The sequence below is a fragment of the Ideonella sp. sgz306126 genome (assembly GCF_056032705.1).
The window spans coordinates 38,861-64,202 of record NZ_JBVYWP010000001.1 but is presented as its reverse complement, the minus strand read 5'-3'; the positions used below and the strand labels follow the sequence as shown (position 1 = coordinate 64,202).

Here is a 25,342-nt window from a genome sequence, read left to right as displayed (position 1 = left end):
ATGAACGCACCTGCCCTGATTGCCCGCGACGTGCCGCCGCGCACCGCCTTCGCGCTCGAACAAGGGGGCGTGCACCCCTTGCTGGCGCGCTTGCTGGCCGCCCGTGGCGTGCGCAGCGTCGACGAGCTGGACGATGCCCTGGCGCGCCTGCTGCCGCCGGCCGAGCTGCGCGGCGCCGAGGCCGCCGCGGTCGCGCTGGCCGACGCGCTGGCGGCCGGTGACCACCTGTGCATCGTGGCCGATTACGACTGCGATGGCGCCACCGCCTGCGCCGTCGCGCTGCGCGGCCTGGCCTTGCTGGGCGCGGCGCCGCAGACCTTGCATTACGTGGTGCCGGACCGCACGGTCCATGGCTACGGGCTGACGCCGGCGATCGTCGATCTGGCGTTGCAGCAGCACGCGCCGCAGTGGCTGGTGACGGTGGACAACGGCATCGCCAGCCTGGACGGCGTGGCCCACGCCCGAGCCCGCGGACTGAAGGTGCTGGTGACCGACCACCACCTGCCGGCGGTGGTCGATGGCGAGGTGGTGCTGCCCGAGGCCGAGGTGATCGTCAACCCGAACCAGCCCGGCTGCGGCTTCGGCAGCAAGGCCTTGGCCGGCGTCGGCGTGATGTTCTACGTGCTGCTGGCCTTGCGCGCCGAATTGCGTCGCCGCGGCCATTTCGACACGGCGCCGCAGCCGCGGCTCGATGCCTTGCTCGACCTGGTCGCGCTGGGCACGGTGGCCGACGTCGTCAAGCTCGACCTGAACAACCGCCGCCTGGTGGCCCAGGGCCTGCGCCGCATCCGCAGCGGCCGCATGCAGCCCGGCATCGCTGCGTTGTTCACCGCGGCCTCGCGCCAGCCGGCCCGCGCCGCCGCCTTCGATTTCGGCTTTGCGCTGGGCCCGCGCATCAACGCCGCCGGCCGCCTGGCGGACATGACGCTGGGCATCGAGTGCCTGGTCACCGACGACCCGGTCCGCGCGGCCGAACTGGCCGGCCAGCTCGATGCGATCAACCGCGAGCGCCGCGAGGTGGAGGCCGGCATGCGCGAGCAGGCCGAGGGGCAGCTCGAGGCGCTGCTGCGGGCGCGCGACGACGACGCCACCGCGCCACCGGCGCTGGTGCTGTTCGATCCGGCCTTCCACGAGGGGGTGGTGGGCATCGTGGCCGGTCGCCTGAAAGATCGCCTGCACCGCCCCAGCTTCGTCTTCGCCCGAGGAGCCGACGGGCTGCTGAAGGGGTCGGGCCGCTCAATCGCCGGCTTCCATCTGCGCGACGCGCTGGACCTGGTCAGCAAGCGCCACCCCGGCGTGCTGAAGAAATTCGGCGGCCATGCGATGGCCGCAGGGTGCACGGTGGCCGAGGATCAGCTGCCGACCTTCGACGCGGCGCTGCAGCGTGTGGCGGCCGAGTGGCTGACGCCCGAGACGCTGCACCGCCGCCTGGCCACCGACGGGCCCTTGCCGGCCGAGTACTTCAGTGCCGAGACGGTGAAGACGCTGGACGCGCAGGTCTGGGGCCAGGGCTTCGAGGCGCCGGTGTTCTGCGACACCGTGCAGGTGGTGCAGCAGCGCCTGGTCGGGGAGAAGCACCTGAAGCTGCGGCTGCGCCACGGCGGCCAGGTGCGCGACGCGATCTGGTTCGGCCATGCCGAGCCCGTGGCCGACACGGTGCAGCTGGCCTACCGGCTGAGCCTGGACGAATTCCAGGGCCAGCAGCGCGTGCAAATGGTGGTGGAGGCCGCGGTGTGAGCGGCGCGACGGCCGCGCCGCGGGGCTGCCTCGCGGCAGCCCGACCTGCTTACTTGCTCGGGTAGACGACGTCCACGCGGCGGTTCTGCGACCAGGCGGCTTCGTCATGCCCAGCGGCGCGGGGCTTTTCCTTGCCCCAGCTGATCGCTTCCATCTGGGCCGGCTTCACGCCGAACACCTTGAGCCCGGCCACCACGGCATCGGCGCGCTTCTGGCCCAGGGCCAGGTTGTACTCGGCGCTGCCCCGCTCGTCGGCGTTGCCTTCGACCTTGACGGCCACCTCGGGGTGTGCCGCCAGGAACTTGCCCTGCAGATCGACCACGTGCTGCTGGTCGGCCTTGATCGTGAAATCGTCAAACCCGAAGTACACGCTGCGCTGGCTGGAGACCGGATTGTTCGGGTCCAGGTAGGCGGGCACGGCCGCGGCGGTGGTGGTCGAGGCCGTCTGGGCCGGCGCCGGTGCGGGGGCCGGGGCGGCGGCGTTGGCGACCGGGGCCGGCGCCTTGGCCGGTGCCACCGGGGTGCTGCTGCAGGCGCCCAGCAGGGCAGCCGAACAGGTCAGGAAGGCAAGCAGGGGAGTGTTTTTCATTGGGTTGGGTCCAGAAGATGCGACAGGGAAGATCGCGTTGGACCGATCTAGCGGAGCACCAAAAAGTTCCGCGACCTTGTCGCAATTTGTGAACCGCCGGCGGCGCAGGCCCCCAGGCGGCCCACCGCGCCGGCAGGTCACGCGCTGGGCAGCGGCTTTTCCGCGCTGTCGCTGGCCAGCACCCGCTCGCGCAGCGTATGGACGACGCGGTCCAGTTCGGTCCGCGCCAGCACGGCCGCCTGCTCGAGCGCCGCGTCGGCCGAGCCCGTCGATTGTTCGAGCTCGCGACACAGCGATGCGAGATGGCGCGCACCGATGGCGTCGCCGACTTCGACCAGCCGCGAGGCACGTTCGGCGGCCGCGCCGGCCTGGCCCTGGTAGGCGCACAGCAGCGTCTGGCGCAGCTGGGCGGCGCCCTGTTGCTCCAGCACCAGGGCCAGGCCTGCCACCGAGGCCGAGGCCTCGGCGCTGCCGCCGGCGCTCAGGTGGTCGAGTCGTTCGAGAATCAGGTCCTGGTCGACCGAATACCGGGCGCGATAGCGATCCTGGCGCAACGCGGCGGCGCGCTCCACGACCCGCCTCAAGTCGTCGAGCCGCACCGGCTTGGCGACGTGGGCGGCAAAGCCGATCGCCAGGCAGTCGGCCCTGGCCTCGTCGCTGACATCGCCCGTGACGGCGATCACCGGAACACTCGCGGCGCGCCGCGAATGCTCGTGCGAGCGGATCAGCGAGAGCACGTCGAAGCCGCTCAGGCGCGGCATTTTGATGTCGAGGCTGACCAGGTCGACCCCGGTGTCCAGGGCGGCTGCCAAGGCCTGGTCCGGATCGGTGCAGGTGGCCACGACCCTGCAGCCCGCCTGCTCCAGCAAGCGACCGACTGCGGCCGCCGACGACGCGTCGTCATCGACGACAACAGCTTTCAAAACCATCCGACGATTATGGTTGACTATTCCGTGTCACACAATTGCCCGAAACAGGCGGAAATATCGGCAGAATTACAACCGATTGCCGGATGGCTCCGGACTCGACAACAATGAACAAGGGGCGCAGGAACATGATGGGGCACGATGGTTAGCAGCAAGCATCCCGAGCCCCCGTTGGATGGCCGCCTGGATGAGCTTTACGCCAGTCCGGAATTCCTCATCCGGCGAGCCCACCAAGTCGCGACCGCCATTTTCACGGACACCTGTGCCGACCTGGATCTCACGCCGTCCCAGTATTCGGCGCTCTTCGCGCTGCGAGAGCGCGCCCCGATCGGCCAGAACGAGCTGGGCCGGGTGATCGCGCTGGACCGCTCCACCATGTCCGTGGTGATCCGCAGCTTGAGGGACCGCGGCCTGGTGGTGGGGGCCTCGGACGCCAGCGATCGACGCAAGGTGTTCCTGGACCTGACGACCGAGGGGCGGCTGATGCTGGCGAAGGCCGAGCAGCGCAATTCGCGTTCGAACGAAGCCTTGCTGTCGCCGTTCGACCGGCGACAGGCGTCCGAATTCCTGGAGTTGCTCAACAAGCTGGGTCACCTGCTCGACGCCCGGACCGAAAAAAACACGGCTCGGTGAGGGGCGGCGGGCGCACGGCTGTGCGCGGCCGGCGGGCTCGGGCGGGGGCGGGGGCGGGGCCTATGATCGGTCCCCCGTTTGTTCCGGGCGATCCGCCGATCCCCTCGCCGCCGATGACCGCATTTTCTCCGCTGGCCTGGCCCACGCCGTCCGACCTGGCTGCCGCGCTGGCACCTCACCGCGCCACGCGCATCGAATGCAGCCTGGGCGACCTCAGCTCGGTGGCGCGGGGCAAGCGCGTGGCGGTGGCGGATTTCGAGGCCGCGCGCGGCTGCAAGCTGCCCTCGGTGGCGCTGGGCCTGACACTGACCGGCGGGGAGCCGACGGCGGTGTTCGGTCCCTTGCTGCCCAAGAGCTATGCCGACCTGCACCTGGTGCCCGACCTGGCGACCCTCGCGCCGATGCCGGGTCGTCCCGGCGAGCTGAGCGTGATCTGCGAGCCCTGCGGCACGCTCGCGCATGACGACGGCCGGGTGCTCGACGCCACCGCGCTGTCGCCGCGGGCGGCCTTGCGGGCGGTGTTGGCGCGGCTCGAAGCCGAGGGCCTGCAGGCCCGGGTGGCGCCGGAGCTGGAACTGTTCCTGCTGCAGCCCGGCGACACCGATCCGCTGGCCTGGCAGGCTGCCCGCGCCCGGGCCGGGGCACCGGCCCGCGAACGCGCCTGCGAGGCGTTCTCGCTGGAGCGGGCGGCGCATTTCGACGGCTATTTCGACGAGCTGTTCGCGGCCTGCGAGGTGCTGGGCATCCCGGTCAACGGCCATGCCCACGAGTCGGCGCTGTCGCAGTACGAGGTCAATTTCCGGCCGGGGGCGCCGCTGGCCCAGGCCGATGCGGTGTTCCGCTTCAAGCGCCTGGCGCGCGAGGTGGCGGCGCGCCATGGCTTCCTGGCCAGCTTCGCCGCCAAGCCCTTTCTCGATCAACCCGGCACCGGCATGCACTGGCATGTCAGCCTGCAGCGGCGTGGCCGCCTGTGGCCGCACCTGTTCGCCCGCGCCGATGGCCGCGACAGCGCCGAGCTGGGCCACTTCATCGCCGGCTTGCAGCGCGACGCGGCTGGCGCGATGGCCTTGTTCGCGCCCTACGACCTGTCCTACGAGCGCATCCGCCTCAGCGACGCCTCGCCGTCCCACGCCAGCTGGGGCCACGAGCAGCGCTCGCTGGCCTTGCGCATCCCGGCGTCCGGCGCGGCGGCGCGGCGGGTGGAGAACCGCCTGCCCGGGGGCGACGCCAATCCCTACCTGACCTTGCTGGCCACCCTGGGACTGGGTGCCTCGGGCCTGCGCGCCGGCCAGGCGCCGCAGCACGGCGCGCCGGAATCCCTGAGGTTGCCGCGCAGCCTGCTCGACGCGCTGGCGGCCCTCGAGACCAGCGCGGTGCTGCGCGAGTTGCTGGGCGAGCCCTTGTTGCAGGCCTATGGCGCGATCAAGCGGCATGAGCACGCCCAGCGCCAGGCAACCGCCGATCCGCGTCGCGACTGGGACCTGCGCCATCTGATCGAGCTGGCCTGAGCGGCGTCGCCGGCCCGCCCGGCAGCGCGGCCGGGGACCTCAGCCCCGGCCCAGCAGAAAATCCACCCCGGCCGGCCGCCCGGCCAGTTCCAGCGTGGCCTGCGCGGGCGGGCTGTGGGCCACCCGCAGGCCGCGCCGCCAGACCTGCAGCCGCGCGGCGCGCAGGCGGATCGCCTCGGCCGGATCGCGCGCCTGCAGCAGCACGAAACTGGCCTCGCAGCCCGGCGCGATGCCGAATTGCGGCAGGCCCAGGATGCGCGCGGGCGCGCTCGTCACCGCCTCGAAGCAGTGGCGCATCGCCGCCTGGCTGGTCATCTGCGCCACGTGCAAGCCCATGTGGGCCACCTCGAGCAGGTCGGCCGAGCCGCCGCCGTACCAGGGGTCCAGCACGCAGTCCTGGCCGAAGGCGACGGTCAGTCCCGCCGCCATCAGCTCGGGCACGCGGGTCATGCCGCGACGCTTGGGGTAGCTGTCGTAGCGGCCTTGCAGCGTGATGTTGATCAGCGGGTTCGCCACCACGTTCAGCTGCGCCTCGGCCATCAGCGGCAGCAGCTTGCCCACGTAGGCGTTGTCCATGCCGTGCATCGAGGTCAGGTGCGAGCCGGTAACCCGGCCCTGCAGGCCCAGGCGCACGGTTTCGAGCGCCAGCGTCTCGACGTGGCGCGAGGCCGGATCGTCGGTCTCGTCGCAATGCAGGTCCACCCGCCGGCCCTGGTCGGCGGCCAGTTCGCACAGCCAGCGCACGCTGGACGCGCCCTCGCCCTGGCTGCGTTCGAAATGCGGAATGCCGCCGACCACGTCGACCCCTTTCGCCAGCGCGCGGCGCAGCAGCTCGTCCGCGCCGCGCGAACGCCACAGCCCGTCCTGCGGAAAGGCCACCAGCTGCAGATCGAGGTAGGGCGCGACGCGGCGTTTGACCTCCAGCAGCGCGTCCACCGCCAGCAGCCGCGGATCGCAGACATCGACGTGGCTGCGGATCGCCAGCAGGCCGCGCGCCACCGCCCAGTCGCAGTAGCGCAGCGCCCGCTCGATCAGCGCCTCGGGCGTCAGCAAGGGCTTGAGCTCGCCCCACAGCGCGATGCCTTCGAGCAGCGTGCCGCTCTGGTTGACGCGCGGCTGGCCGTGGCTCAGCGCCGCGTCGAGGTGGAAGTGGGCATCGACGAAAGGGGCGCTGAGCAACAGACCATCGGCATCCACCACGCGGTGCGCCGGCGCAGCCCCGGGCCGCAGCTGCTCTCCGACCTCGACGATGCGCTCGCCTTGCACGGCGACGCCCATGCCCCGGCGGCCGTCGGCCAGCGTGGCGTTGTGGATCAGCAGATCGAGCATGGGCAGGCCTTTCGGGGTCGGGTGAGGCGATGGTAGCCAGCGGCGCGGGCCGCGAGTGCGCGGTCATCACGCAAAATGCAGGCCATGCCCGACCGGTCGCGCGCTGCGCGGCCCGTGTCGGCGATCCGTCCTCTCCCTGTCCGCTGGAGTCTGTCGATGAACCCTGCCATCGCGTTCGACCGCATCGCGCCGGCCGGCCTGCCCGCGCTGCTGCGCCGCATGCCCAAGGCTGAGCTGCACATCCACATCGAGGGCTCGCTCGAGCCCGAGCTGATCTTTCGCCTGGCCGAGTGCAACGGCGTGACGCTGCCGTATGCGAGCGTGGAGGCGCTGCGCGCGGCCTACGCCTTTACCGATCTGCAGAGCTTTCTCGACATCTACTACGCCGGCGCCAGCGTGCTGCTGACCGAGCAGGACTTCTTCGACCTGGCCTGGGCCTATTTCGAGAAGGCCGCGGCCGAGAACGTGGTGCATGCCGAGCTGTTCTTCGACCCGCAGACGCACACCGACCGTGGCGTTCCGTTCGAGACGGTGATCCACGGCCTGCACCGGGCCTGCCAGCGCGCGCAGGCCGAGCTGGGGCTCAGCGCGTCGCTGATCCTGTGCTTCCTGCGCCACCTGAGCGAAGACGCGGCGCTGGCCACGCTGGAACAGGCGCTGCCGTACCGGGACCGGTTCATCGGCGTCGGACTGGACAGCTCCGAGCGCGGCCATCCGCCCGAGAAGTTCGCCCGCGTCTTCGCCCGCTGCCGGGCGCTGGGCCTGCATCTCGTGGCCCACGCCGGCGAGGAGGGGCCGCCGGCCTACATCCGCACCGCGCTCGACCTGCTGCAGGTCGAGCGCATCGACCACGGCGTGCGCTGCGTCGAGGACGCCGCGCTGATGCAGCGCCTGGCCGCCGAGCAGGTGCCGCTGACCGTGTGCCCGCTGTCGAACCTGAAGCTCTGCGTCGTGCCGACGCTGGCCGACCACCCGCTGCCGGCCCTGCTGGCGGCAGGCCTGAAGGCGACCGTCAACTCCGACGACCCGGCCTACTTCGGCGGCTATCTCAACCAGAACTTCATCGACACCTTCGCGGCGCTGCCGCAGCTCGGCGCACGCGAGGCCTACGCCCTGGCGCGCAACAGCCTGGAGGCGAGCTTCGTGCCCGCGGCGCAGCAGGCCGCCTGGGTGGAGCGGCTCGACCGCGTCTTCGCCGCTGCGGCGGCGCAGGGCTGACGCGATGGCAGGCGCGGCTTCGGGCAAAGGCGCGGGGCGACCTGGTCCCCCCGGCGCGACCGGCGGATCGGCGCGCGACAGCGTGCTGGTCTACGCCAGCGACGCCGGCGGCCGGGTCTGCACCGGGTGCGGGCAACCCAGCGCCCGCTGCGAATGCGCCGAGCGCGCCCGCGCGGCCCGGGTGCCGGCGGGCGACGGCATCGTGCGGGTCGCGCGCGAGGTGGCGGGCCGCGGCGGCAAGGCCGTGACGGTGGTGCGCGGCCTGGCCCTGGACGCCGCCGCTCTGGCCGCGCTGGCCAAGCAGCTGAAGGCGGCCTGCGGCAGCGGCGGCACCGCCAAGGACGGCGTGATCGAGATCCAGGGCGAGCACCGCGACCGGGTGCTGGCCTGGCTCGCGGCGCGCGGCTACACGGTGCGCCGCAGCGGCGGCTGACGCGGCCGCCGCGCTACAGTGCGGGCTGCTTCACCCGGAGGGGTCCCATGAACCTGTTGGCCATGGCCGCGGCGGCACTGATCGCGCTGCTGCATCTGTACATCCTGGTGCTCGAGATGTTTCTGTGGGACAAGCCGGCGGGGCGCCGCGCGTTCGGCCTGACGCCGGAATTCGCCGCCGCGACCAAGGTGCTGGCGGCCAACCAGGGCCTGTACAACGGCTTTCTCGCCGCCGGACTGATCTGGGGCCTGGCCCTGGGCGGCGCCGGCGCGCCGGTGCGGGTGTTCTTCCTGCTCTGCGTGCTGGTGGCCGGGCTGTTCGGCGCGGCCACGTCGAGCCGGCGCATCCTGTGGGTTCAGGCGCTGCCGGCGGCGGTCGCGCTGGCCCTGGCCGCGCTGGCCGCGGGCGCCCAGGGCTGAACCGGGAACGCGCGGGACCGGAACTCGGCGGCCGGCAGCGCCGCTGACCACAGGTAGCCCTGACCCTGATCGCAGCGCAGGGCCTGCAGGCGCTGCAGCGTCGCGTCGTCCTCCACGCCTTCGGCCACGACGCGCAGGCCCAGGCCGTGGGCCATCTGCACGATGCCGGTGACGATCGCCTCGTCCTGCGCGTTGCCGCACAGGCCGCGGACGAAGGAACGGTCGATCTTCAGCGTCTCGATGTCGAAGCGCTTGAGGTAGGCGAGGTTCGAATAGCCGGTGCCGAAATCGTCGATCGCCAGGCCGACGCCGCGCAGCCGCAGGCGCTGCAGCACGGCGTGCAGGGGGGCGGACTCGGCCACCAGCAGCGATTCGGTCAGTTCCAGCTTCAGCGCCGATGCCGGCAGGCCGCTGTCGCGCAAGGCCTCGGTCACCGCGTCCTCGACCTCGCCGCGGTGGAACTGCAGTGGCGACACGTTGACGGCGATGGAGAAATCGCTGAGTCCGTCGGCGCGCCATTGCGCCGCCTGGCGGCAGGCGGTCTGCAGCACCCAGCGCCCGAGCGGGTGGATCAGGCCCGACTTCTCGGCCACCGGAATGAAGCGCGCCGGCGACACGCCGTCCAGCTCCGGGTGCCGGCAGCGCAGCAGCGCCTCGGCCCCGATCAGGCGGCCGCTGCCGAGTTCCAGCAGCGGCTGGTAGTGGACCTCGAAGCGGTCGCTGTCGAGGCTGGCGCGGATCGCCGACACCAGGCGCAGGTAGTCGTCCGCGCTGGCGTTCATGCGCGCCTCGTAGAAGCGGAAGGCGTTGCGGCCCACGTCCTTGGCGCAGTACATCGCGGTATCGGCGCACTTGAGCAACTCGTCGAAGCCGGTCCCGTCGTCGGGAAAGATCGCCACGCCCATCGACGCGCTGCTCAGGACCTCGTGGCCCAGCACGTCGAACGGCGTCGCCGCTTGCTGCAGCAGCTTCTCGGCCAGCGCCGCCATGTCGTCGGCCGCGTGCAGGTCGCCCAGCAGCAGCAGGAACTCGTCGCCGCCGAGCCGGCAGACCGTGTCGGCGTGGCGCAGCGGGCCGCTCAGGCGCTGCGCGAATTCGCACAGCAGGCGATCGCCGGCGGGGTGACCCATCGCGTCGTTGATGGTCTTGAAATGGTCCAGGTCCAGGTACATCAGCGCCACCCGCGACCGCGACCGCCGGGCGTGGGCGGCCATCAGCTCGAAGCGTTCGCGCGCCTGCAGCCGGTTCGGCAGGCCGGTCAGCGCATCGTGCCGGGCCTGGAATTCGACCTCGGCCTGCGAGCGCCGCACGCGTTCGTTCTCGGCTTCGAGCAGCGACCGGGCGCGGTGCAGGTCGCTGGCGGCGATGCGCACCACCACGGCGGTGCCGGTCAGGATGGTCCACAGCGCGAACGCGGTGCCGAAGTCCAGCCGGAACGGGCGGCTGACATGCCAGCCCTGCAGATCGCCCAGCACCACCAGGCCGATCACGCCGAGCTCGAACGCCAGCAGGGCGAGGAACTGGCGCCGGCTGCCGAACAGGCTGGCGAACACCAGGATGCCCGGGTAGGTCATGATCGAGATGTCGCGCACCCCCGACTCCTTCCAGACGAACCAGGTCGAACCCAGGGCCAGCGTCCACAACAGGGTCTGGGTCGCCGACGCGTGGCGGCCGCTGCGGGCCTGCCGCCGCGCGTACAGCAGCGCCAGGGCCGTCGCCATCAGAACGGCGGCCGAATCGGGCCGCTCGCGCATCACGGCCTGACCGAACAGGGCAGCGAGCACGCCCAGCGCAACGTCGATCATCTGCCTCAGCCGAGGGCGCAGCGCTTCGGCAGGCGAGTGTTCGGTGACCGGCGGAGGAGGCATGGCAACGTCGTGACTTCAATGACGCTTGGCGGCTGCGGCGCAGCCGGCCCCGGGCCGCTGCGTGGCCGATTGTGATGCCAAAGTCCCGCGCCTCGCGGCCAGGGTTTACCAGCCGATCGGCGGGCTGGCCGGACAGGTCAGCGGTCCGCCGGACAGGCCAGGCAGGCGACCTGCCGGCCGCGACAGGGTTGCAGCGTGGGCGCTTCCACGGCGCAGCGCGCCATCGCCACCGGGCAACGGGTGCGGAAGGCACAGCCGTCGGGTCGGGCCAGCGGGGACGGCAGCTCGCCCTGCAGCACGATGCGCGCGCGGCGCCGTGCCGGGTCCACCGTGGGCGTGGCCGACAGCAAGGCCTGCGTGTAGGGGTGCTGCGGCTCGTCGAACACCGCGTCGCGCGGGCCATGCTCGACCGCGCGGCCCAGGTACATCACCACGACCTCGTCGGCCACGTGGCGCACCACGCCCAGGTCGTGCGAGATGAAGACGTAGGCCACACCCAGCTCGGCCTGCAACTCGGCCAGCAGGTTCAGCACCTGGGCCCGGATCGAGACATCCAGCGCCGACACCGGCTCGTCCAGCACCAGCACGCGCGGCCGCAGCATCAGCGCGCGGGCGATCGCGATGCGCTGGCGCTGGCCGCCCGAGAACATGTGCGGCCAGCGGCCGAAATGCTCGGGCCGCAGACCCACGCGCGCCAGCATCGCGCGGGCCAGCGCCTCGCGCTCGGCCCGGCCGGTGCCGATGCGGTTGACGCTCAGCGGTTCCATCAGCGCCGCCCCCACCGTCTGGCGCGGATTGAGCGACCCGTACGGGTTCTGGAACACGATCTGGATCTGGCGACGCAAGCGCCGGCGCGCGGCGGCGTCGGCCTGGGCCACGTCGAAGCCGTCGATCAGCAGCCGACCGGCGCTGGGCGCCTCGATCATCGTCAGCAGCCGCGCCAGCGTCGACTTGCCGCAGCCCGATTCGCCCACCACGGCCAGCGTCTGGCCAGCCCGGACCGAGAACGACACGCCGTCGAGCGCGCGCACCGTGGCGGCGCCGCCGAACCAGCCGCGCGCGACGCGGTAGTGACGGGCCAGGCCCTCGGCCTCCAGCACGGCGGGTACGGCGTGCGGGGCGACGCTCATCGCGCGGTCTCCGGCGGCAGCGGCACGCCGTTCTTCAGCGGGGTGTGGCACAACGCATGGCCGAGCAGGGCGCTGGCGGCCCGCGGCGCCTCGCGGTGGCAGCGCGCCTCGGCGTGGCGGCAGCGCGGGGCGAACAGGCAGCCGGCGGGGCGGTCGGCTTGGCCGGGCACCACGCCGTCGATCGCCCGCAGCGGTTCGCCCAGGCGGGCGCGCTCGGGCAGCGCATCGAGCAAGGCGGCGGTGTAGGGGTGGTGCGGGTCGGCGAACAGCGCGTCGGCGCGCTGCTGCTCGACCGGCCGGCCGGCGTACTGCACCAGCACGCGGTCGGCGCTCTCGGCCACCACGCCCAGGTCGTGCGTGATCAGCACCAGGGCCAGGCCGGTCTCGCGCCGCAGCGTCCGCAGCAGGTCCATGATCTGGGCCTGGATGGTCACGTCCAGCGCGGTGGTGGGCTCGTCGGCGATCAGCAGGCGAGGCTTGCAGGCCAGCGCCATCGCGATCATCACGCGCTGGCACATGCCGCCCGAGAGCTGGTGCGGAAAGGCGCCGGCGCGGCGCGCCGGGTCCGGAATGCCCACCCGCTCCAGCAGTTCGATCACCCGCGCCTTGCGGGCGCGGCGGTCCAGCGGCGTGTGCGCGGCCAGGGCTTCGGCGATCTGCCAGCCGACCGTGAAGCAGGGGTTGAGCGAGCTCATCGGCTCCTGGAACACCATCGCCACGTCGCGGCCCACCAGCGCGCGGCGCTGCCTGGGCGGCATCGTCAACAGGTCCTGGCCGTCGAACCGCATGCGCTCGGCGGACACGCTGGCGGTCCAGGGCAGCAGGCCCATGATGGCCAGCATCGCCACCGATTTGCCCGAGCCCGATTCGCCGACGATCGCCAGCACCTCGTCGGGCGCGACGCTCAGGTCGACGCCGTCGACCGCCTTGAACGCGCCGCCGCGGGTGGCGAAGCTGACGCTCAGACCGCGGATGTCCAGCAGCGGGGAGGACGAGGCCGAGTTCACGAACGCCTCATCTTTGGGTCCAGCGCATCGCGCAGGCCGTCGCCGGCCAGGTTGATCGAGACCACGGTGACCAGGATCGCCAGGCCGGGCATCGCGACCATCCACGGATCGGCGCGGATGAACTCGCGCGCGTCGGCCAGCATCGTGCCCCATTCGGCGGTGGGCGGCTGCGCGCCCAGGCCCAGGAAGCCCAGCGCGGCGGCTTCCAGGATCGCATCGGAAACGCCCAGCGCCGCCTGCACGATCAGCGGCGCCAGGCAGTTCGGCAGCACGGTCATGAACATCAGCCGCCATGGCCCGACCCCGGCCACCCGCGCGGCGGTGACGTAATCCTTCTGCAGCTCGGCCATCGCCGAGGCCCGCAGCAGCCGCACGTAGCGCGGCAGCGTGACGAGGCTGACCGCGACGATGGTGTTGGCCAGGCTTGGACCCAGCACCGCCACCACCAGGATCGCCAGCACCAGGCTGGGCACCGCCATGATCAGGTCCATCAGGCGCGAGACCGCCACGTCGACCAGCGGGCCCAGCGACACGCAGGCCAGGCCCAGCAGCACGCCGACGGCGAGCGAGGCGCCCATCACCGAGACCCCGATCATCAGCGAGATCCGCGCGCCGTAGATCAGGCGCGAGAGCTGGTCGCGGCCCAGGCTGTCGGTGCCCAGCGGGAAGGCCCAGCTGCCGCCGTCCCACAGCGGCGCGGCCCGCACCGCGTCGCGGAACTGCGTGATCGGCGAATGCGGTGCGATCAGGTGGGCGAACAGCGCCAGCAGCACGACCATCACCACCACCACCAGGCCGCCCAGCGCACCGCGGTTCTCGCTGAACGCGTGCCAGAACTGGCGCAGCGGTGACGGCGGCGCGGCGGTGCCCCCCTGGGGGGTGGAAGCCGTACTCGGCGGAGGAGGGCTCCATTCATCCATGCCGGATCCTCGGGTTGATCAGGCCGTAGGTCAGGTCGACCAGCAGGTTGACCCCGATGATGAGGGACGACACCAGCGTCACCCCGCCTTGCAGCGCCGGGTAGTCGCGGCGCGAGATCGACTCGATCAGCCACTTGCCGATGCCGGGCCACGAGAAGATGGTTTCGGTCAGCACCGCGCCCGCCATCAGCGCGCCGACCTGCAGGCCGATCACGGTGATCACCGGGATCAGCGCATTGCGCAGCGCATGCACGCCCACCACCCGCCAGGCCGGCAAGCCCTTGGCCCGGGCGGTGCGCACGTAGTCCTCGCCCAGCACCTCCAGCATCGCCGAGCGCGTCATGCGCGCGATCACCGCCAGCGGCACCGTGCCCAGCACGATGGCCGGCAGGATCAGGTGGCGCAGCGCGTCCTTGACCGCGCCGGCCTGGCCCGACAGCCAGGCGTCGATGACCATGAAGCCGGTGACCGGCTCGAAGTAGAAATTGATCAAGTCGATCCGGCCCGACACCGGCGTCAGCCCCCAGCGCTCGCCGACGAACATGATCAGCAGCAGCCCCCACCAGAAGATCGGCATCGAGTAGCCGGTGACCGACAGGCCCATCAGCACATGGTCGAACCACGTCCCGCGCTTGGCGGCGGCCAGCGTGCCGGCCGGCAGGCCGACCAGCACGGCGAACAGCAGCGCGAACAGGCTCAGCTCCAGCGTGGCGGGGAACAGCGTCAGGAATTCGGTCAACACCTTCTGGTTGGTGGCCAGCGAGGTGCCGAAGTCGCCGTGCAGCACCTGGTCGGCGTAGATCAGGAACTGCTTCCACACCGGCAGGTCCAGCCCCAGCTGATGGCGGAACATCGCCAGCCGCTCGGGCGAGATGCCGCGCTCGCCGACCCGCACCTCGACCGGATCGCCCGGCACCAGCCGGATCGCCACGAAGGTGACGAACATCAGCGCGACGAAGGTGGGAACGGTGAGCGCCAGGCGGCGCAGGAGGAACTTCAGCACGAGGTCTCCAGGCTCCGCGCGGACCGGGGCGTCTCGGTCAAGGCGTCAGCTTCCTTGCGATGCGTGGCGGCAGCGCCGCCGCCATTCGGCCCGCATCACTGCAGCCCCACGCCATTGAACTGGTGCGAGTTGAACGGGCTTTGCTTGTAGCCGGTGACTTCCTTGCGCATCGCCTCGAAGACCACCGAGTGGGCGATCTTGAAGTCGGGTTGCTCGTCGTGCTCGATGACCTGCATCTGCTCGTAGAGCTTGGCGCGGGCCTGGGGGTCGGTCAGCGTGCGGGCCTGCACCAGCTTCGCGTCGAAGGCCTTGTTGCACCATTTCGAGAGGTTCTGGCCGCCGGGGCGGGCGGCGTCGCAGCCGTGCAGGAAGAAGAAATTGTCCGGGTCGCCGTTGTCGCCGTTCCAGCCCAGCATGCCGGTCATGTGCTCGCCCTGCTGCATGCGCTTGCGGTACTCGCCCCACTCGTAGGTGACCAGCTTGGCGTTGACGCCGATCCTGGCCAGGTCGGCCTGCATCATCTCGGCCATGCGCTTGGCGTTGGGGTTGTAGGGCCGCTGCACCGGCATGTACCAGAGGTCGATGGCCAGCGGCGTCTTGACGCCGGCCTTGGCCAGCAAGGCCTTGGCGCGGGCCGGGTCGTGCGGCCAGTCGGCGACCTGGTCGTTGTAGCCCCACATCGTCGGCGGGATGAAGTTCTTCGCGGCCACGCCGGCACCGAGGTAGACCTCCTTGACGATCGCGGCCTTGTCGATCGCCATCGACAGCGCCTGGCGCACTTCCTTCCTGTCCAGTGGTGGCTTGCTGGTGTTGAAGGCCCAGTAGGCGATGTTCAGGCCCGGCATGCTGATGACCTTCAGCGCCGGGTCCTTCTGCATCTCGGGCAGGTCGGCCGGGCTGGGGTAGCCGGTGATCTGGCACTCGCCCGCCTTCAGCTTGGCGTAGCGCGCGGTCGCGTCGGGCGTGATCGCGAAGACCAGGCTGTCGACCTGGGCCTTCTCGCCCCAGTAGGCGGGGTTGGCCTTGTAGCGGATCACCGCGTCCTTCTGGTAGGTGACGAAGCTGAACGGACCGGTGCCCACCGGCACCTGGTCGAATTGTTCCTTCTTGCCTTGCCTGGCGAGCAGCGCGGCGTACTCGGCCGAGTGGATGGCCATGAAGTCCATCGCCAGGTCCGGCAGCAAGGTCACGTTGGGCTTCTTCAGCACGATGCGCACCGTCATCGGGTCGATCTTGTCGACGCTGGCCAGATCGTCCTTCAGTCCCATGTCGGCGAAATAGTCGTACTTGCCGCCCGAGACATTGGCATAAGGGTGGTTGGGCAGCCATTGCCGGTCGATGCTGAACAGCACGTCGTCGGCGTCGAAGTCGCGCGTCGGCGTGAAGCCCGGCACGCTGTGGAACTTGACGCCGGGGCGCAGCTTGAAGACATAGGTCCTGCCGTCGTGCGACACCGTCCAGCTCTGCGCCAGGCCGGGTTCGATCCGGGTGCTGCCGCGCACGAACTGGATCAGGTGGTCGTAAACCGGGCGCGCCGCGTCGAAGCTGGTGCCGGTGGTGTTGAGCGCCGGCGTGAAGTTCTCGGGCGAGCCCTCCGAGCAATAGACCAGGGTCTTGGCTTGCGCGGACGTCAGCAACAGCGTCAGTGCGGTCAGGGCCAGGGCGGTGTGCCGCAGCGTGCGGCCGGACAGGGTGGACATCGCATCTCTCCTGGGGCGGCGGACCGCCGGGTCATGCCGCCAGCGCCTGGCGTGCGCCGCGCATCGTAAGGCCAAAAGCGGGTCCGCCTCAGCCGCGCGACTCGGCGCCCGGTTGCTCGGCGGCGGGCCAGTCGCCCGGGGGACGGAAGGCCGGGTTGCGCCGCGCCGCGATGCAGTGATCGCGCCAGGCGCCGGCGATGAACAGGTAGTCGCGCGCCAGGCCTTCGGGTTCGAAGCCCAGGCGCCGCAGCACGGCGGCGCTGCGCAGGTTCTCGGGCCGGTAGGCGGCCTGCACGCGGTGCAGGTTGACCCGGCTCGAGAACATCTCGGCCAGCCCGGCCTGCAGTGCCTCGTGCATCAGGCCGCGGCCCTGGTGCTCGGCGTCGAGCGCATAGCCCAGCACCGCGCTGTGGAAGGCACCGCGGCTGATCTGGCTGAAGTGGATCGAACCGATCACGCGCTGCGGCGCCTCGGGCCGGAACAACCACCAGCGCATGCCGCTCCCCTCCGAGAAGGCCTTGCGTTCGCGCATCAGGCGGTCGAACTGCGCCGGAAGGGTCAGGAAGGACTCGGGTGTCGGCGGATCCCAGGGCGCGAAGTGGGCGCGGTTGCGGCGCTGGTAGTCGGCCACCGCGGCCGCCATTTCGGCGTGGCCCGCCAGCAGCCGCAGTCGGGGGGTGCGCAGTTCGCGCAGGGCAGGGTTCAGTTCCACCCGCTCAGCATAGCGGCTCGGCCGCGGCCAGCGCGGCGTCCAGGGCCGGCGCCCGGGGTCCGAAGGCGTAGCAGTCCATCGCCAGGTGGCCCCAGGTCAGGCTGGCGTGGATGCGGCGGGCCACCGGCGCCGGGTGGGCGGCGTCCGCGGCCGCACCGGCGGCGACGAAGAACGGCAGCAGGTGCTCGTCGGTGGGGTGCATGTCGTCGGCGTGCGGCGCGCGCTGGCGGTACTCGAACATCGCAGGCCAGTCGGCCGCGGCGCCGTGGTCCAGGAACCAGTTCCGGAAGCCGGCGCTTTCGGGGATCTCCGGCGCATCGATCGCGCCCCGCCCGCCGGCCCAGCGGCGCAGGTTGTGGGTCATCGCGCCGCTGCCCATCACCAGCACGCCCTCGTCCGCCAGCGGAGCCAGCGCGCGGCCCAGCTCGAACAGCCGGGCCGGCGACCAATGCGGCGGCCAGGCCAGCGGCAGCACCGGCACGTCGGCTTCGGGGAACATCGAACGCAAGGGCGTCCAGATGCCGTGGTCCATGCCGCTCTGCGCGCCCAGGTGTGCGGGCAGCCCCGCAGCCTGCAGCAGCGACACCACGCGGCCGGCCAGTTCGGGCGCGCCGGGCGCGTCGTAACGCAGCTGGTAGAGCGCGTCCGGAAAGCCGCCGAAATCGTAGACGGCGCTGTGCCGCGGCGCGCCCAGCAGCACCGGCTCGCGAGTCAGCGAATGGCCGGAGATGGCCAGGACGGCACGCGGGCGGCCGAAGGTGCGCTCGATCGCCGGACCCAGCGCTTTCCAGAAGGCGCCGGCCGCGCCGCCGTCCAGCGCCGTCATCGGCGAACCATGGGAGATGTACAGCGGCGGCAGCAGGGGGGCGGAGGTGCTCATGCCGCTATTGAAGCACCGCGCGCCGCTGCGGGCGTTCGCCCGGCTTGCATGCAGCGTTCAAGATGCGGCCCCGGTCACCCGGTCCCGGCAAGGCCCGTGCCGACGGTGTACCGTGGCGGCCCATGAACCGTGCCATGCTCCGCCGTCCCCCGTCTCTCTGGCGCCTCGCGCTGAACCAGACCCTGCGCGACCTGCGCGCCGGCGAGTTGCGCCTGGTGCTGGCGGCGGTGATGCTGGCCGTCGCGGCGCTGACCGCGGTGGGCTTTTTCGCCGAACGCCTGCAGGGCGGCCTGGCCCGCGATGCGGCGGCCTTGCTGGGCGGCGACGTGGTGATCAACAGCGACCAGCCGGCGCCGCCCGAGTTCGCCCGCCAGGCGCGGGCGGCCGGGCTGGCGGTGTCGACCGCGGTCAGCTTCCCCAGCATGGCACGCGCGCCCGAGGCGAACGGCGGCGCAGCGCGGCTGGTGTCGGTCAAGGCCGTCGATGCGGCCTACCCGTTGCGGGGTCGGCTGAGCGTGCGGGGCGGCCCGGCGGGCCCGGCGCAAGACCTGCCGGATGGGCAGGGCGCACCGGCGGCCGGCACGGTCTGGGTCGACGAGGCGCTGCCCGCGGCGCTGGGCCTGCGGGTCGGCGATCCGCTGCTGCTGGGCGATGCGCGCCTGCGGATCGCCCGCCTGATCGTGCTCGAACCCGACCGCGGCACCGGCTTCCTGAGCTTCGCACCCCGGGTGATGATGAACCAGGTCGACCTACCGGCCACCGGCCTGGTGCAGCCGGCCAGCCGCATCGCCTACCGGCTGGCGGTGGCGGCGGGGGTGGGCGGTGACGCGGCTGCGCGGCGCTATGCCCGCTGGGCCCGGGGCGCGATCGAGGACAGCGCGCTGCGCGGCATCCGCGTCGAGTCGCTCGACACCGGCCGCCCCGAGATGCGCCAGACGCTGGACCGGGCCGACAAGTTCCTCAACCTCGTGGCCTTGCTGGCCGCCCTGCTGGCCGCGGTGGCGGTGGCGATCGCGGCCCGCGACTTCGCCCAGCGGCACCTGGACGATTGCGCGATGCTGCGGGTGCTGGGCCTGTCGCAGCGGCGCATTGCCGGCGCCTACCTGCTGGCCTTCGTGGGACTGGGCCTGCTGGCCAGCCTGGGTGGCGCGCTGCTGGGCTTCGCGTCCCACTACGTGTTCCTGAGCCTGCTGGGCTCGCTGGTGCCGGCCTCGCTGCCGCCGCCGTCGATCCGTCCGGCGCTGTTCGGCCTGGCGGTGGGCTGGATGCTGCTGCTGGGCTTCGGCCTGCCGCCGGTGCTGCAACTCGCGCGGGTGCCGCCGCTGCGGGTGATCCGGCGCGACCTGGGCGGACTCAAGGCCGCGCCGCTGGGCGTGCTGGCGGCCGCGGCGCTGGGCTTCGCGGCGCTGCTGGTGGCGGTGTCGCGCGACCTGACGCTGGGGGCGATCGCGGTCGGCGGCTTCGCGGTGGCCAGCGCGCTGTTTGCGGCGCTGGCCTGGCTGGCCGTGACGCTGCTGGCGCGCGCCGTGCCGGAGGCCCGCGCGCCGCGCTGGCTGGTGTTGGCCACCCGGCAGATCGCCGCGCGCCCGGCTTTCGCGGTGCTGCAGGTGTCGTCGCTGGCGGTCGGGCTGATGGCCCTGGTGCTGCTGGTGCTGCTGCGCACCGACCTGATCGCCAGCTGGCGCCAGGCCACGCCGGCCGATGCGCCGAACCGCTTCGTGATCAACCTGCAGCCCGACCAGCTGGCGGATTTCGAGGCTGCGCTGAAGGCGGCCGGGGTCGGGCCGCACGACAGCTATCCGATGATCCGCGGCCGGCTGCTGACGATCAACGGCGCGCCGCCCGGGCCGAAGATCGACGCCGACGAGCGTGCGCGCCACCTCGTCAACCGCGAGTTCAACCTCAGCCACAGCGCGCAGCTGCCGGTCCACAACACCGTGGTCGCCGGGCACTGGACGCCGGGCGAGGCCGACGGCCTGAGCGTCGAACAAGGCCTGGCCCAGACGCTGGGGCTGAAGCTGGGCGACCGGCTGGCCTTCGACATCGCCGGCCAGCGCCGCGAGGGCCGCATCACCAGCCTGCGCAAGGTCGACTGGGGCTCGATGCGGGCCAACTTCTTCGTGATGTTCCCGCTCGCCGAGATGCCGGACCTGCCGGCCTCGCGCATCGAGGCCTTTCGCGCACCGGCCGACGCGGGATTCGACAACGCGCTGGCGGCGCGCTTCCCGAACATCACCAACATCGACGTGACGGCGTCGATCGCCGAGTTGCAGAAGGTGCTGGACCAGGTGATCCAGGCGGTCGAATACCTGTTCGGATTCACGCTGGCCACCGGCCTGGCCGTGCTGTTCGCCGCGGTGACCGCCACCCGCGAGGCGCGGGCCCGTGAGTACGCGGTGATGCGGGCCTGCGGCGCCAGCGGCCGCCTGCTGGCGCAGGTCCAGCGCGTCGAGCTGCTGGGCCTGGGCGCGCTCGCCGGTCTGCTGGCCAGCGTGGCGGCGATGGCGGTGGGCGCCGCGCTGGCACGCTACGCCTTCGATTTCCGCTGGACGGCGCCGCTGTGGGTGCCGCTGGCCGGCAGCGCCTCGGGCGCCGGGCTGGCGCTGGCGGCCGGCTGGTGGGGCCTGCGCGAGGTGCTGCGCCGGCCAGTGATGGACACGCTGCGGCGCGCGGCCGAGGGCTGAGCGCCCTCGGCGCAGCGTTCAGGCGGCCGCTTCGATCAGCCCCATGTCGGCCGAGCTCATCAGCGCCTGGATGTCCATCAGGATCAGCATGCGGTCGCCGACGTTGGCGATGCCGGTGATGAAGGACATGTCGACCTGCGAGTTCATGGCCGGTGCCGGCTTGACGGCGTCGCCGCCGAGCTCCAGCACGTCGGACACCGCGTCCACCACCGCGCCCACCACCCGGCCCTGGATGTTGAGCACGATCACCACCGTGAAGGCATTGAACTCGGCGCTGTCGCAGTTCAGCTTCACACGCAGGTCGATGATCGGCACGATCACGCCGCGCAGGTTGACCACGCCCTTCAGGAACTCGGGTGAGTTGGCGATGCGGGTGGGCTGCTCGTAGGAGCGGATCTCCTGCACCCGCAGGATGTCGATGCCGTATTCCTCGCCGCCGAGGCGGAAGGTCAGGTACTCGCCGTGGGCCGCGGTCGGGGCGGGTGCCTTCTGGCGCGTGCCGGGCAGGCTGCGCTCGGCTTCGTGTTGCGCCACGTGGCGGGCTTCGGTGATCATGTCCATGGCAGGGCGTCCTCTGGGCGAATGGGTGGGCGAGACGGGGAAATGGGAGAAAGGCGGGGCGGAGGAAAGTACCGCTTCGTCACGGTTATCGGCGGGCCGGCGGGCGACTTGAGCAGCTCAGAAGCTTTCCCAATCGCTGGCGGCCGAGCGGGCGTCCGGCCGGGCCGCCGGCATCGGCGCCGGCGCGGTCCGGGCGGTTTGCTGGGCGTTGCGGATCACGCTGCGGGCGGCCGCTTCGTGGGCCGGCGCCTTGGGCGCCGGCGCCGCCGCGGCGATGCGGGTGCCCGGTGCCAGCGTGAAGGCGGCCACCACCTCGTTCAGTCGCGCGGCCTGCTGCTTCAGGCTCTCGGCCGCGGCGGCGCTTTGCTCGACCAGGGCCGCGTTCTGCTGCGTCATCTGGTCCAGGTGGGTGACGGCGGTGTTGACCTGGCCGATGCCGTCGCGTTGCTCGGCGGTGCCGGCGCTGATCTCGCCGACGATGTCCGACAGCCGCCGCACCGACGCGACGATGCCGGTCATCGACTCGCCGGCGTCGCGCACCAGGCGGTTGCCGCTGTCGACCTTCTCCACCGAAGCGCCGATCAGCGTCTTGATCTCCTTGGCGGCGTCGGCCGAGCGCTGGGCCAGGCTGCGCACTTCGCTGGCCACGACCGCGAAGCCGCGGCCCTGCTCGCCGGCGCGCGCGGCCTCGACCGCGGCGTTGAGCGCCAGGATGTTGGTCTGGAAGGCGATGCCGTCGATCACGCCGATGATGTCGGCGATGCGCCGGCTGGCCCCGGCGATCTCGTCCATGTTGGCCACCACCTGGCCGACCACCTGGCCACCGTGTTCGGCGGCGGTGGCGGCCGACTGGGCCAGCTGGTTGGCCTGGGCCGCGGCATCGGCGCTCTGGCGCACCGTGCCGGTGAGCTGTTCCATCGAGCTGGCGGTTTGCTGCAGGCTGCTGGCAGCCTGCTCGGTGCGGTTGGACAGGTCGGCGTTGCCGGTGGCGATCTCCTGGCTGGCGACCTGGATGTTGCCGGCGCCGCCGCGCACCTCGGCGATCAGGCCGCTGAGCGACTGGGTCATGTGGGCCAGGCCGCGCATCAGGTCGCCGATCTCGTCGGTGCGCGAGGTGTCCACCGTCACGCTCAGGTCGCCGGCGGCGATGCGCTCGGTGCTCTTGACGGCCTCGCGGATCGGCGGCAGCACCGAGCGCATGACGAGGTAGGCGGTGCCGAGCAGCACGCCGCACAGCGACATCACGACGCCGACCACCAGGATCACGGTTCGCTGGCGGGCCTCGATGTCGGCGGCGAGCGTCGTCTCCACGGCGTGGTGCTGCCAGCTGGCGAAGGCCTGCTGGGCGGTGGCGTAATCGCCGACGAGCTGGCGGTAGTGGTCGATGTCGGGCGTGGCCAGCGGGCCCGCGGCCTTGGCGGCCACCAGTTGCTTGCGCAGCGCCATGACTTCGTTGCGGCGCGCGCTGGCCGTCGCGAGCAAGGCCTTCTCCTCGGGCGTCTCGGCCGCGGCGTCGATCTGCTTTTGCAGTTCGGAGATCGTGGCGACCGACTGGTCCACCTCCGGCTTCAGGATGCCGGCCAGGGCGGTGTCGGCGCTGAGCATGATCGCGACATTGCGGGTGGCATTGGCCTGCGACAGGTTCAGCCACTGCATCGTGCGCTCCTCGCTGCCCAGCCGCGCCAGCAGCTTGGCTTGGGTCTGCTTGGCCAGCTCGCTGGTGTGGACGGCCGTGACGGCGGAGACCAGCACGAACACCACGGTGATGGCGATCGACGGGAGCCAGATGCGGGTGTTCAAGGACTTGAAGTTCATGGCGATGCTCGGTGATCGGTCAGAAGCTTTCCCAGTCGCCGCCGGCCGGGGTGGCCGCTGCGGTCATGGGGGCGGGGGTGGACGGGACGGCCGGCGTCGCGCGGGGTGTTGGCGGCCGGCGGGAGAGGGCGACGGGCGTGGTTGCCGGTGCCGCGGGGTTGCCACGTTGCGGCGCGACCGCCGGATCAAGCGCCTGGCCCAGCCGGAAGGCTGCGACGATGTCGGCCAGCCGGCGTGCCTGCTGCTGCAGGCTGTCGGCGGCGGCAGCGCTCTGCTCGACCAGCGCGGCGTTCTGCTGCGTCATCTGGTCCAGTTCGGTGACCGCGCCGTTGATCTGGCCGATGCCGTCGCGCTGCTCGACCGTGCTGGCGGTGATCTCGACGATGATGTCGGAGACCCGGCGCGACGAAGCGACGATGTCGTTCATGGTCTGGCCCGCCGCCTGGACCTGGCGCGAGCCGCCCTCGACCTTGTCGACCGAGGCGGCGATCAGGCCCTTGATCTCGCGTGCCGCATCGGCCGAGCGCTGGGCCAGCGAGCGGACCTCGCCAGCGACGACCGCGAAGCCGCGGCCCTGCTCGCCGGCGCGCGCGGCTTCGACCGCGGCGTTCAGCGCCAGGATGTTGGTCTGGAAGGCGATGCCGTCGATCACGCCGATGATGTCGCCGATCTTGCGCGAGGCGTTGTGGATCTCGTCCATCGTGCTGACCACCTGGGCCATCGCCTCGCCGCCGCGCGTGGCCACCGCGGTGGCCGTGCCGGCGAGCTGCTTGGCCTGGGTCGCGGCCTCGGCGCTCTGGCCGACGGCGCCGGTCAGCTGCTCCATCGACGAGGCGGTCTGCTGCAGGCGCCCGGCGGTCTGCTCGGTGCGCTGCGACAGGTCCTGGTTGCCGGTGGCGATCTCGGTGCTGGCGGTGGCCATGTTGGCGGCGGCCAGGCGGACTTCCTCGAGCGAGCCGCGCAGGCGCTGCACCATCTGGGACAGGCTGCGCTGCAGATCGCCGATCTCGTCGCCGCGGTCGGTGGACATCTCGACGCAGAGGTCGCCGCCGGCCACCGCCTCGGCCATCGCGGCGGCCTCGCGCAGCGAGCCCACCATGCGGCGGGTCGCGCGGGCGCTCAGCGCCAGCGCCAGCGCGCTCAGCGCCAGCACCGCTGCCCAGACGGCTGCCGAGGTGTCGCGCGAGCGGCGGGCGGTGGCTTCGCCGGCCGCCGCCGCGTCGGCCTGGATGCGCTGGATCAACTGGTCCACGCTGGCCGTGACGGTCTTGAAGCTGGCGTCGGCGCCCTGCATCGCCGCCACGCCGGTGTTCGGGTCGGCCGAGGCCAGATCGATCGCCTGGTCGGCCTGGCCGGCATACGCCGACAGCAGGGTGCCGACCCGGGCGGCGCCGTCGACCAGTTCGCGGTCGTCGCCGTGCTGCCGGCTGACCGCGTCGATCGCCTTGCGCACCTCGTCGGTCTGGGCGCGGGCATCGGCCCGGAAGGCCTTGACCGTCGGGTCGTCCAGCGACGCGATCAGCACGATGGTGCGGTAGACACCGGCGTGCAGCTGGCCCAGCCGGGCCTGCGCGCCGGTGATGCTGCGCAAGCTGTCCATGTCCTCGCGGTAGGTCCGGGCCTGGGTGGCGCCCTCATGGCGCAGCTTGGCGCTGTCGAGCAAGCCGCCCGCCAGCGCGACCGCGGCCGTGACGACGGCCGGCAGCAGGAGTTTGGAAGCCAGCTTCATGGTCGGACCCGTTCAAATGAATCGCAAGGGCGAGGGCGGGCGTGGCGGCAAGCGCGCGGCAGGCGGCTCAGCGGCTCATTTGTAGATGCCGCCGCAGACCACCGTGTCGTCCAGGCGTTCGCAGTACATGGCCTTGGGCTCGATCTTCTTGCTCACCGGGTTGGTGAACTTGTAGTCCTGCCAGAACGAGGCCTTGGTCTTGGCCATCTCCAGGCGTTCGCGGACGAAGGGCTTGCCGTCGATGTCCTTCAGGTCGATCAGGTTCTTGCCAATCATCCTGGCGTTCGCGCCGTGGGCCAGCACCATGCCGTCCATGCCGTAGACCGTCAGGTACAGGTCGGCCTTCTCGAACTGGCCGTTCTTGTTGCTGATCTCGGCGTAGGCCTTGTCCTTGCCGTTGGCCTTGATGAAGGCCACGCCCTTGGCCACCATCGCCTTGGCGTCGGCGGCCGTGGCCCCGCCTTCGGAGGCGAGCGCGGCGGACAGGGTCAGCGGCAGCAGCAGGGCGGCCAGCAGGCGGATGGGGGTGGCGGTCATCGGG

General features: G+C 71.8%; 22 protein-coding genes. 7 read left to right on the top strand and 15 right to left on the bottom strand.

The window, feature by feature from the left end:
* Positions 1 to 1,737, top strand: coding sequence for a single-stranded-DNA-specific exonuclease RecJ (recJ, locus tag AC0N04_RS00290; protein ID WP_474277432.1), 1,737 nt, complete (start codon positions 1 to 3; stop codon positions 1,735 to 1,737).
* A gap of 49 nt (positions 1,738 to 1,786) precedes the next feature.
* On the opposite strand, the gene pal is transcribed toward recJ, so the two are convergent.
* Positions 1,787 to 2,326, bottom strand: coding sequence for a peptidoglycan-associated lipoprotein Pal (pal, locus tag AC0N04_RS00285; protein ID WP_474277429.1), 540 nt, complete (start codon positions 2,324 to 2,326; stop codon positions 1,787 to 1,789).
* Positions 2,327 to 2,463: 137 nt separating this feature from the next.
* Positions 2,464 to 3,255, bottom strand: a complete 792-nt coding sequence (locus AC0N04_RS00280; RefSeq protein WP_474277425.1) for a response regulator — start codon at positions 3,253 to 3,255, stop codon at positions 2,464 to 2,466.
* A gap of 138 nt (positions 3,256 to 3,393) precedes the next feature.
* On the opposite strand from AC0N04_RS00280, the gene AC0N04_RS00275 reads away from it, so the two are divergent.
* Positions 3,394 to 3,885 (top strand): MarR family winged helix-turn-helix transcriptional regulator, encoded by a 492-nt coding sequence (locus AC0N04_RS00275; RefSeq protein ID WP_474277422.1) that lies wholly within the window; start codon positions 3,394 to 3,396, stop codon positions 3,883 to 3,885.
* Positions 3,886 to 3,998: 113 nt separating this feature from the next.
* Entirely contained in the window at positions 3,999 to 5,393 is a 1,395-nt protein-coding gene (locus AC0N04_RS00270; RefSeq protein ID WP_474277420.1) for a glutamine synthetase family protein, read from the top strand.
* A 39-nt stretch (positions 5,394 to 5,432) separates the two neighbouring features.
* On the opposite strand, the gene AC0N04_RS00265 is transcribed toward AC0N04_RS00270, so the two are convergent.
* Complete coding sequence (locus tag AC0N04_RS00265; protein WP_474277418.1) at positions 5,433 to 6,722, bottom strand: amidohydrolase family protein; 1,290 nt, start codon at positions 6,720 to 6,722, stop codon at positions 5,433 to 5,435.
* 156 nt (positions 6,723 to 6,878) lie between these two features.
* Between AC0N04_RS00265 and AC0N04_RS00260 the strand changes: the two genes are divergently transcribed.
* Genes AC0N04_RS00260 through AC0N04_RS00250 form a run of 3 tightly spaced genes read left to right on the top strand, consistent with a single transcriptional unit; the run spans position 6,879 to position 8,792 of the window.
* On the top strand, positions 6,879 to 7,940 hold the full coding sequence (locus tag AC0N04_RS00260; protein ID WP_474277415.1) for an adenosine deaminase: 1,062 nt from the start codon (positions 6,879 to 6,881) through the stop codon (positions 7,938 to 7,940).
* Positions 7,941 to 7,944: 4 nt separating this feature from the next.
* Positions 7,945 to 8,373, top strand: coding sequence for a translation initiation factor Sui1 (locus AC0N04_RS00255; protein WP_474277412.1), 429 nt, complete (start codon positions 7,945 to 7,947; stop codon positions 8,371 to 8,373).
* A gap of 47 nt (positions 8,374 to 8,420) precedes the next feature.
* The gene (locus AC0N04_RS00250) at positions 8,421 to 8,792 is read left to right on the top strand and encodes a DUF1304 domain-containing protein (RefSeq protein ID WP_474277409.1); all 372 of its coding nucleotides are present in this window, start codon (positions 8,421 to 8,423) and stop codon (positions 8,790 to 8,792) included.
* Here AC0N04_RS00250 and AC0N04_RS00245 read toward each other — a convergent pair.
* The 8 genes from AC0N04_RS00245 to AC0N04_RS00210 form a co-directional block, all read right to left on the bottom strand.
* Complete coding sequence (locus tag AC0N04_RS00245) at positions 8,729 to 10,660, bottom strand: putative bifunctional diguanylate cyclase/phosphodiesterase (protein WP_474277406.1); 1,932 nt, start codon at positions 10,658 to 10,660, stop codon at positions 8,729 to 8,731. The genes AC0N04_RS00250 and AC0N04_RS00245 overlap by 64 nt on opposite strands.
* A gap of 137 nt (positions 10,661 to 10,797) precedes the next feature.
* The gene (locus AC0N04_RS00240; protein WP_474277403.1) at positions 10,798 to 11,790 is read right to left on the bottom strand and encodes a dipeptide ABC transporter ATP-binding protein; all 993 of its coding nucleotides are present in this window, start codon (positions 11,788 to 11,790) and stop codon (positions 10,798 to 10,800) included.
* The gene (locus AC0N04_RS00235) at positions 11,787 to 12,797 is read right to left on the bottom strand and encodes an ABC transporter ATP-binding protein (protein ID WP_474277400.1); all 1,011 of its coding nucleotides are present in this window, start codon (positions 12,795 to 12,797) and stop codon (positions 11,787 to 11,789) included. The genes AC0N04_RS00240 and AC0N04_RS00235 overlap by 4 nt, the downstream gene beginning before the upstream one ends.
* Positions 12,794 to 13,717 carry an ABC transporter permease subunit gene (locus AC0N04_RS00230; RefSeq protein WP_474277397.1) on the bottom strand — a complete coding sequence of 308 codons (924 nt, stop codon included), beginning with the start codon at positions 13,715 to 13,717 and terminating at the stop codon, positions 12,794 to 12,796. The genes AC0N04_RS00235 and AC0N04_RS00230 overlap by 4 nt, the downstream gene beginning before the upstream one ends.
* Positions 13,710 to 14,720: an ABC transporter permease subunit gene (locus AC0N04_RS00225; RefSeq protein WP_474277394.1), complete on the bottom strand. Its 1,011-nt coding sequence runs from the start codon at positions 14,718 to 14,720 to the stop codon at positions 13,710 to 13,712. Before AC0N04_RS00225 ends, AC0N04_RS00230 begins: the two co-directional genes overlap by 8 nt.
* Before the next feature lie 95 nt (positions 14,721 to 14,815).
* On the bottom strand, positions 14,816 to 16,420 hold the full coding sequence (locus tag AC0N04_RS00220) for an ABC transporter substrate-binding protein (RefSeq protein WP_474277391.1): 1,605 nt from the start codon (positions 16,418 to 16,420) through the stop codon (positions 14,816 to 14,818).
* 88 nt (positions 16,421 to 16,508) lie between these two features.
* On the bottom strand, positions 16,509 to 17,132 hold the full coding sequence (locus AC0N04_RS00215) for a GNAT family N-acetyltransferase (protein ID WP_474277388.1): 624 nt from the start codon (positions 17,130 to 17,132) through the stop codon (positions 16,509 to 16,511).
* A 4-nt stretch (positions 17,133 to 17,136) separates the two neighbouring features.
* A complete protein-coding gene (locus tag AC0N04_RS00210; RefSeq protein ID WP_474277385.1) occupies positions 17,137 to 18,012 on the bottom strand; it encodes a dioxygenase family protein in 876 nt (291 codons plus the stop codon).
* A gap of 134 nt (positions 18,013 to 18,146) precedes the next feature.
* On the opposite strand from AC0N04_RS00210, the gene AC0N04_RS00205 reads away from it, so the two are divergent.
* On the top strand, positions 18,147 to 20,696 hold the full coding sequence (locus tag AC0N04_RS00205; protein WP_474277381.1) for an ABC transporter permease: 2,550 nt from the start codon (positions 18,147 to 18,149) through the stop codon (positions 20,694 to 20,696).
* Between the two features lie 18 nt (positions 20,697 to 20,714).
* Here AC0N04_RS00205 and AC0N04_RS00200 read toward each other — a convergent pair whose 3' ends face one another.
* From AC0N04_RS00200 to AC0N04_RS00185, 4 genes are all read right to left on the bottom strand, one after another.
* On the bottom strand, positions 20,715 to 21,257 hold the full coding sequence (locus AC0N04_RS00200; protein WP_474277379.1) for a chemotaxis protein CheW: 543 nt from the start codon (positions 21,255 to 21,257) through the stop codon (positions 20,715 to 20,717).
* Between the two features lie 117 nt (positions 21,258 to 21,374).
* Positions 21,375 to 23,072, bottom strand: coding sequence for a methyl-accepting chemotaxis protein (locus tag AC0N04_RS00195; RefSeq protein ID WP_474277376.1), 1,698 nt, complete (start codon positions 23,070 to 23,072; stop codon positions 21,375 to 21,377).
* Positions 23,073 to 23,091: 19 nt separating this feature from the next.
* Positions 23,092 to 24,801 carry a methyl-accepting chemotaxis protein gene (locus tag AC0N04_RS00190; protein WP_474277373.1) on the bottom strand — a complete coding sequence of 570 codons (1,710 nt, stop codon included), beginning with the start codon at positions 24,799 to 24,801 and terminating at the stop codon, positions 23,092 to 23,094.
* A 75-nt stretch (positions 24,802 to 24,876) separates the two neighbouring features.
* Complete coding sequence (locus AC0N04_RS00185) at positions 24,877 to 25,338, bottom strand: cache domain-containing protein (RefSeq protein WP_474277370.1); 462 nt, start codon at positions 25,336 to 25,338, stop codon at positions 24,877 to 24,879.
* Positions 25,339 to 25,342: the final 4 nt, after the last annotated feature.

What these genes read in the sequence shown, in the direction of transcription:
- AC0N04_RS00200 (WP_474277379.1), bottom strand. Translation starts at nt 21,257, where the DNA reads ATGGACATGATCACCGAAGCCCGCCACGTGGCGCAACACGAAGCCGAG.
- AC0N04_RS00240 (WP_474277403.1), bottom strand. Translation starts at nt 11,790, where the DNA reads ATGAGCGTCGCCCCGCACGCCGTACCCGCCGTGCTGGAGGCCGAGGGC.
- AC0N04_RS00245 (WP_474277406.1), bottom strand. Translation starts at nt 10,660, where the DNA reads ATGCCTCCTCCGCCGGTCACCGAACACTCGCCTGCCGAAGCGCTGCGC.
- AC0N04_RS00280 (WP_474277425.1), bottom strand. Translation starts at nt 3,255, where the DNA reads ATGGTTTTGAAAGCTGTTGTCGTCGATGACGACGCGTCGTCGGCGGCC.
- recJ (WP_474277432.1), top strand. Translation starts at nt 1, where the DNA reads ATGAACGCACCTGCCCTGATTGCCCGCGACGTGCCGCCGCGCACCGCC.
- AC0N04_RS00265 (WP_474277418.1), bottom strand. Translation starts at nt 6,722, where the DNA reads ATGCTCGATCTGCTGATCCACAACGCCACGCTGGCCGACGGCCGCCGG.
- AC0N04_RS00210 (WP_474277385.1), bottom strand. Translation starts at nt 18,012, where the DNA reads ATGAGCACCTCCGCCCCCCTGCTGCCGCCGCTGTACATCTCCCATGGT.
- AC0N04_RS00270 (WP_474277420.1), top strand. Translation starts at nt 3,999, where the DNA reads ATGACCGCATTTTCTCCGCTGGCCTGGCCCACGCCGTCCGACCTGGCT.
- AC0N04_RS00260 (WP_474277415.1), top strand. Translation starts at nt 6,879, where the DNA reads ATGAACCCTGCCATCGCGTTCGACCGCATCGCGCCGGCCGGCCTGCCC.
- AC0N04_RS00255 (WP_474277412.1), top strand. Translation starts at nt 7,945, where the DNA reads ATGGCAGGCGCGGCTTCGGGCAAAGGCGCGGGGCGACCTGGTCCCCCC.
- AC0N04_RS00230 (WP_474277397.1), bottom strand. Translation starts at nt 13,717, where the DNA reads ATGGATGAATGGAGCCCTCCTCCGCCGAGTACGGCTTCCACCCCCCAG.
- AC0N04_RS00185 (WP_474277370.1), bottom strand. Translation starts at nt 25,338, where the DNA reads ATGACCGCCACCCCCATCCGCCTGCTGGCCGCCCTGCTGCTGCCGCTG.
- AC0N04_RS00205 (WP_474277381.1), top strand. Translation starts at nt 18,147, where the DNA reads ATGCTCCGCCGTCCCCCGTCTCTCTGGCGCCTCGCGCTGAACCAGACC.
- pal (WP_474277429.1), bottom strand. Translation starts at nt 2,326, where the DNA reads ATGAAAAACACTCCCCTGCTTGCCTTCCTGACCTGTTCGGCTGCCCTG.
- AC0N04_RS00250 (WP_474277409.1), top strand. Translation starts at nt 8,421, where the DNA reads ATGAACCTGTTGGCCATGGCCGCGGCGGCACTGATCGCGCTGCTGCAT.
- AC0N04_RS00220 (WP_474277391.1), bottom strand. Translation starts at nt 16,420, where the DNA reads ATGTCCACCCTGTCCGGCCGCACGCTGCGGCACACCGCCCTGGCCCTG.
- AC0N04_RS00275 (WP_474277422.1), top strand. Translation starts at nt 3,394, where the DNA reads ATGGTTAGCAGCAAGCATCCCGAGCCCCCGTTGGATGGCCGCCTGGAT.
- AC0N04_RS00190 (WP_474277373.1), bottom strand. Translation starts at nt 24,801, where the DNA reads ATGAAGCTGGCTTCCAAACTCCTGCTGCCGGCCGTCGTCACGGCCGCG.
- AC0N04_RS00195 (WP_474277376.1), bottom strand. Translation starts at nt 23,072, where the DNA reads ATGAACTTCAAGTCCTTGAACACCCGCATCTGGCTCCCGTCGATCGCC.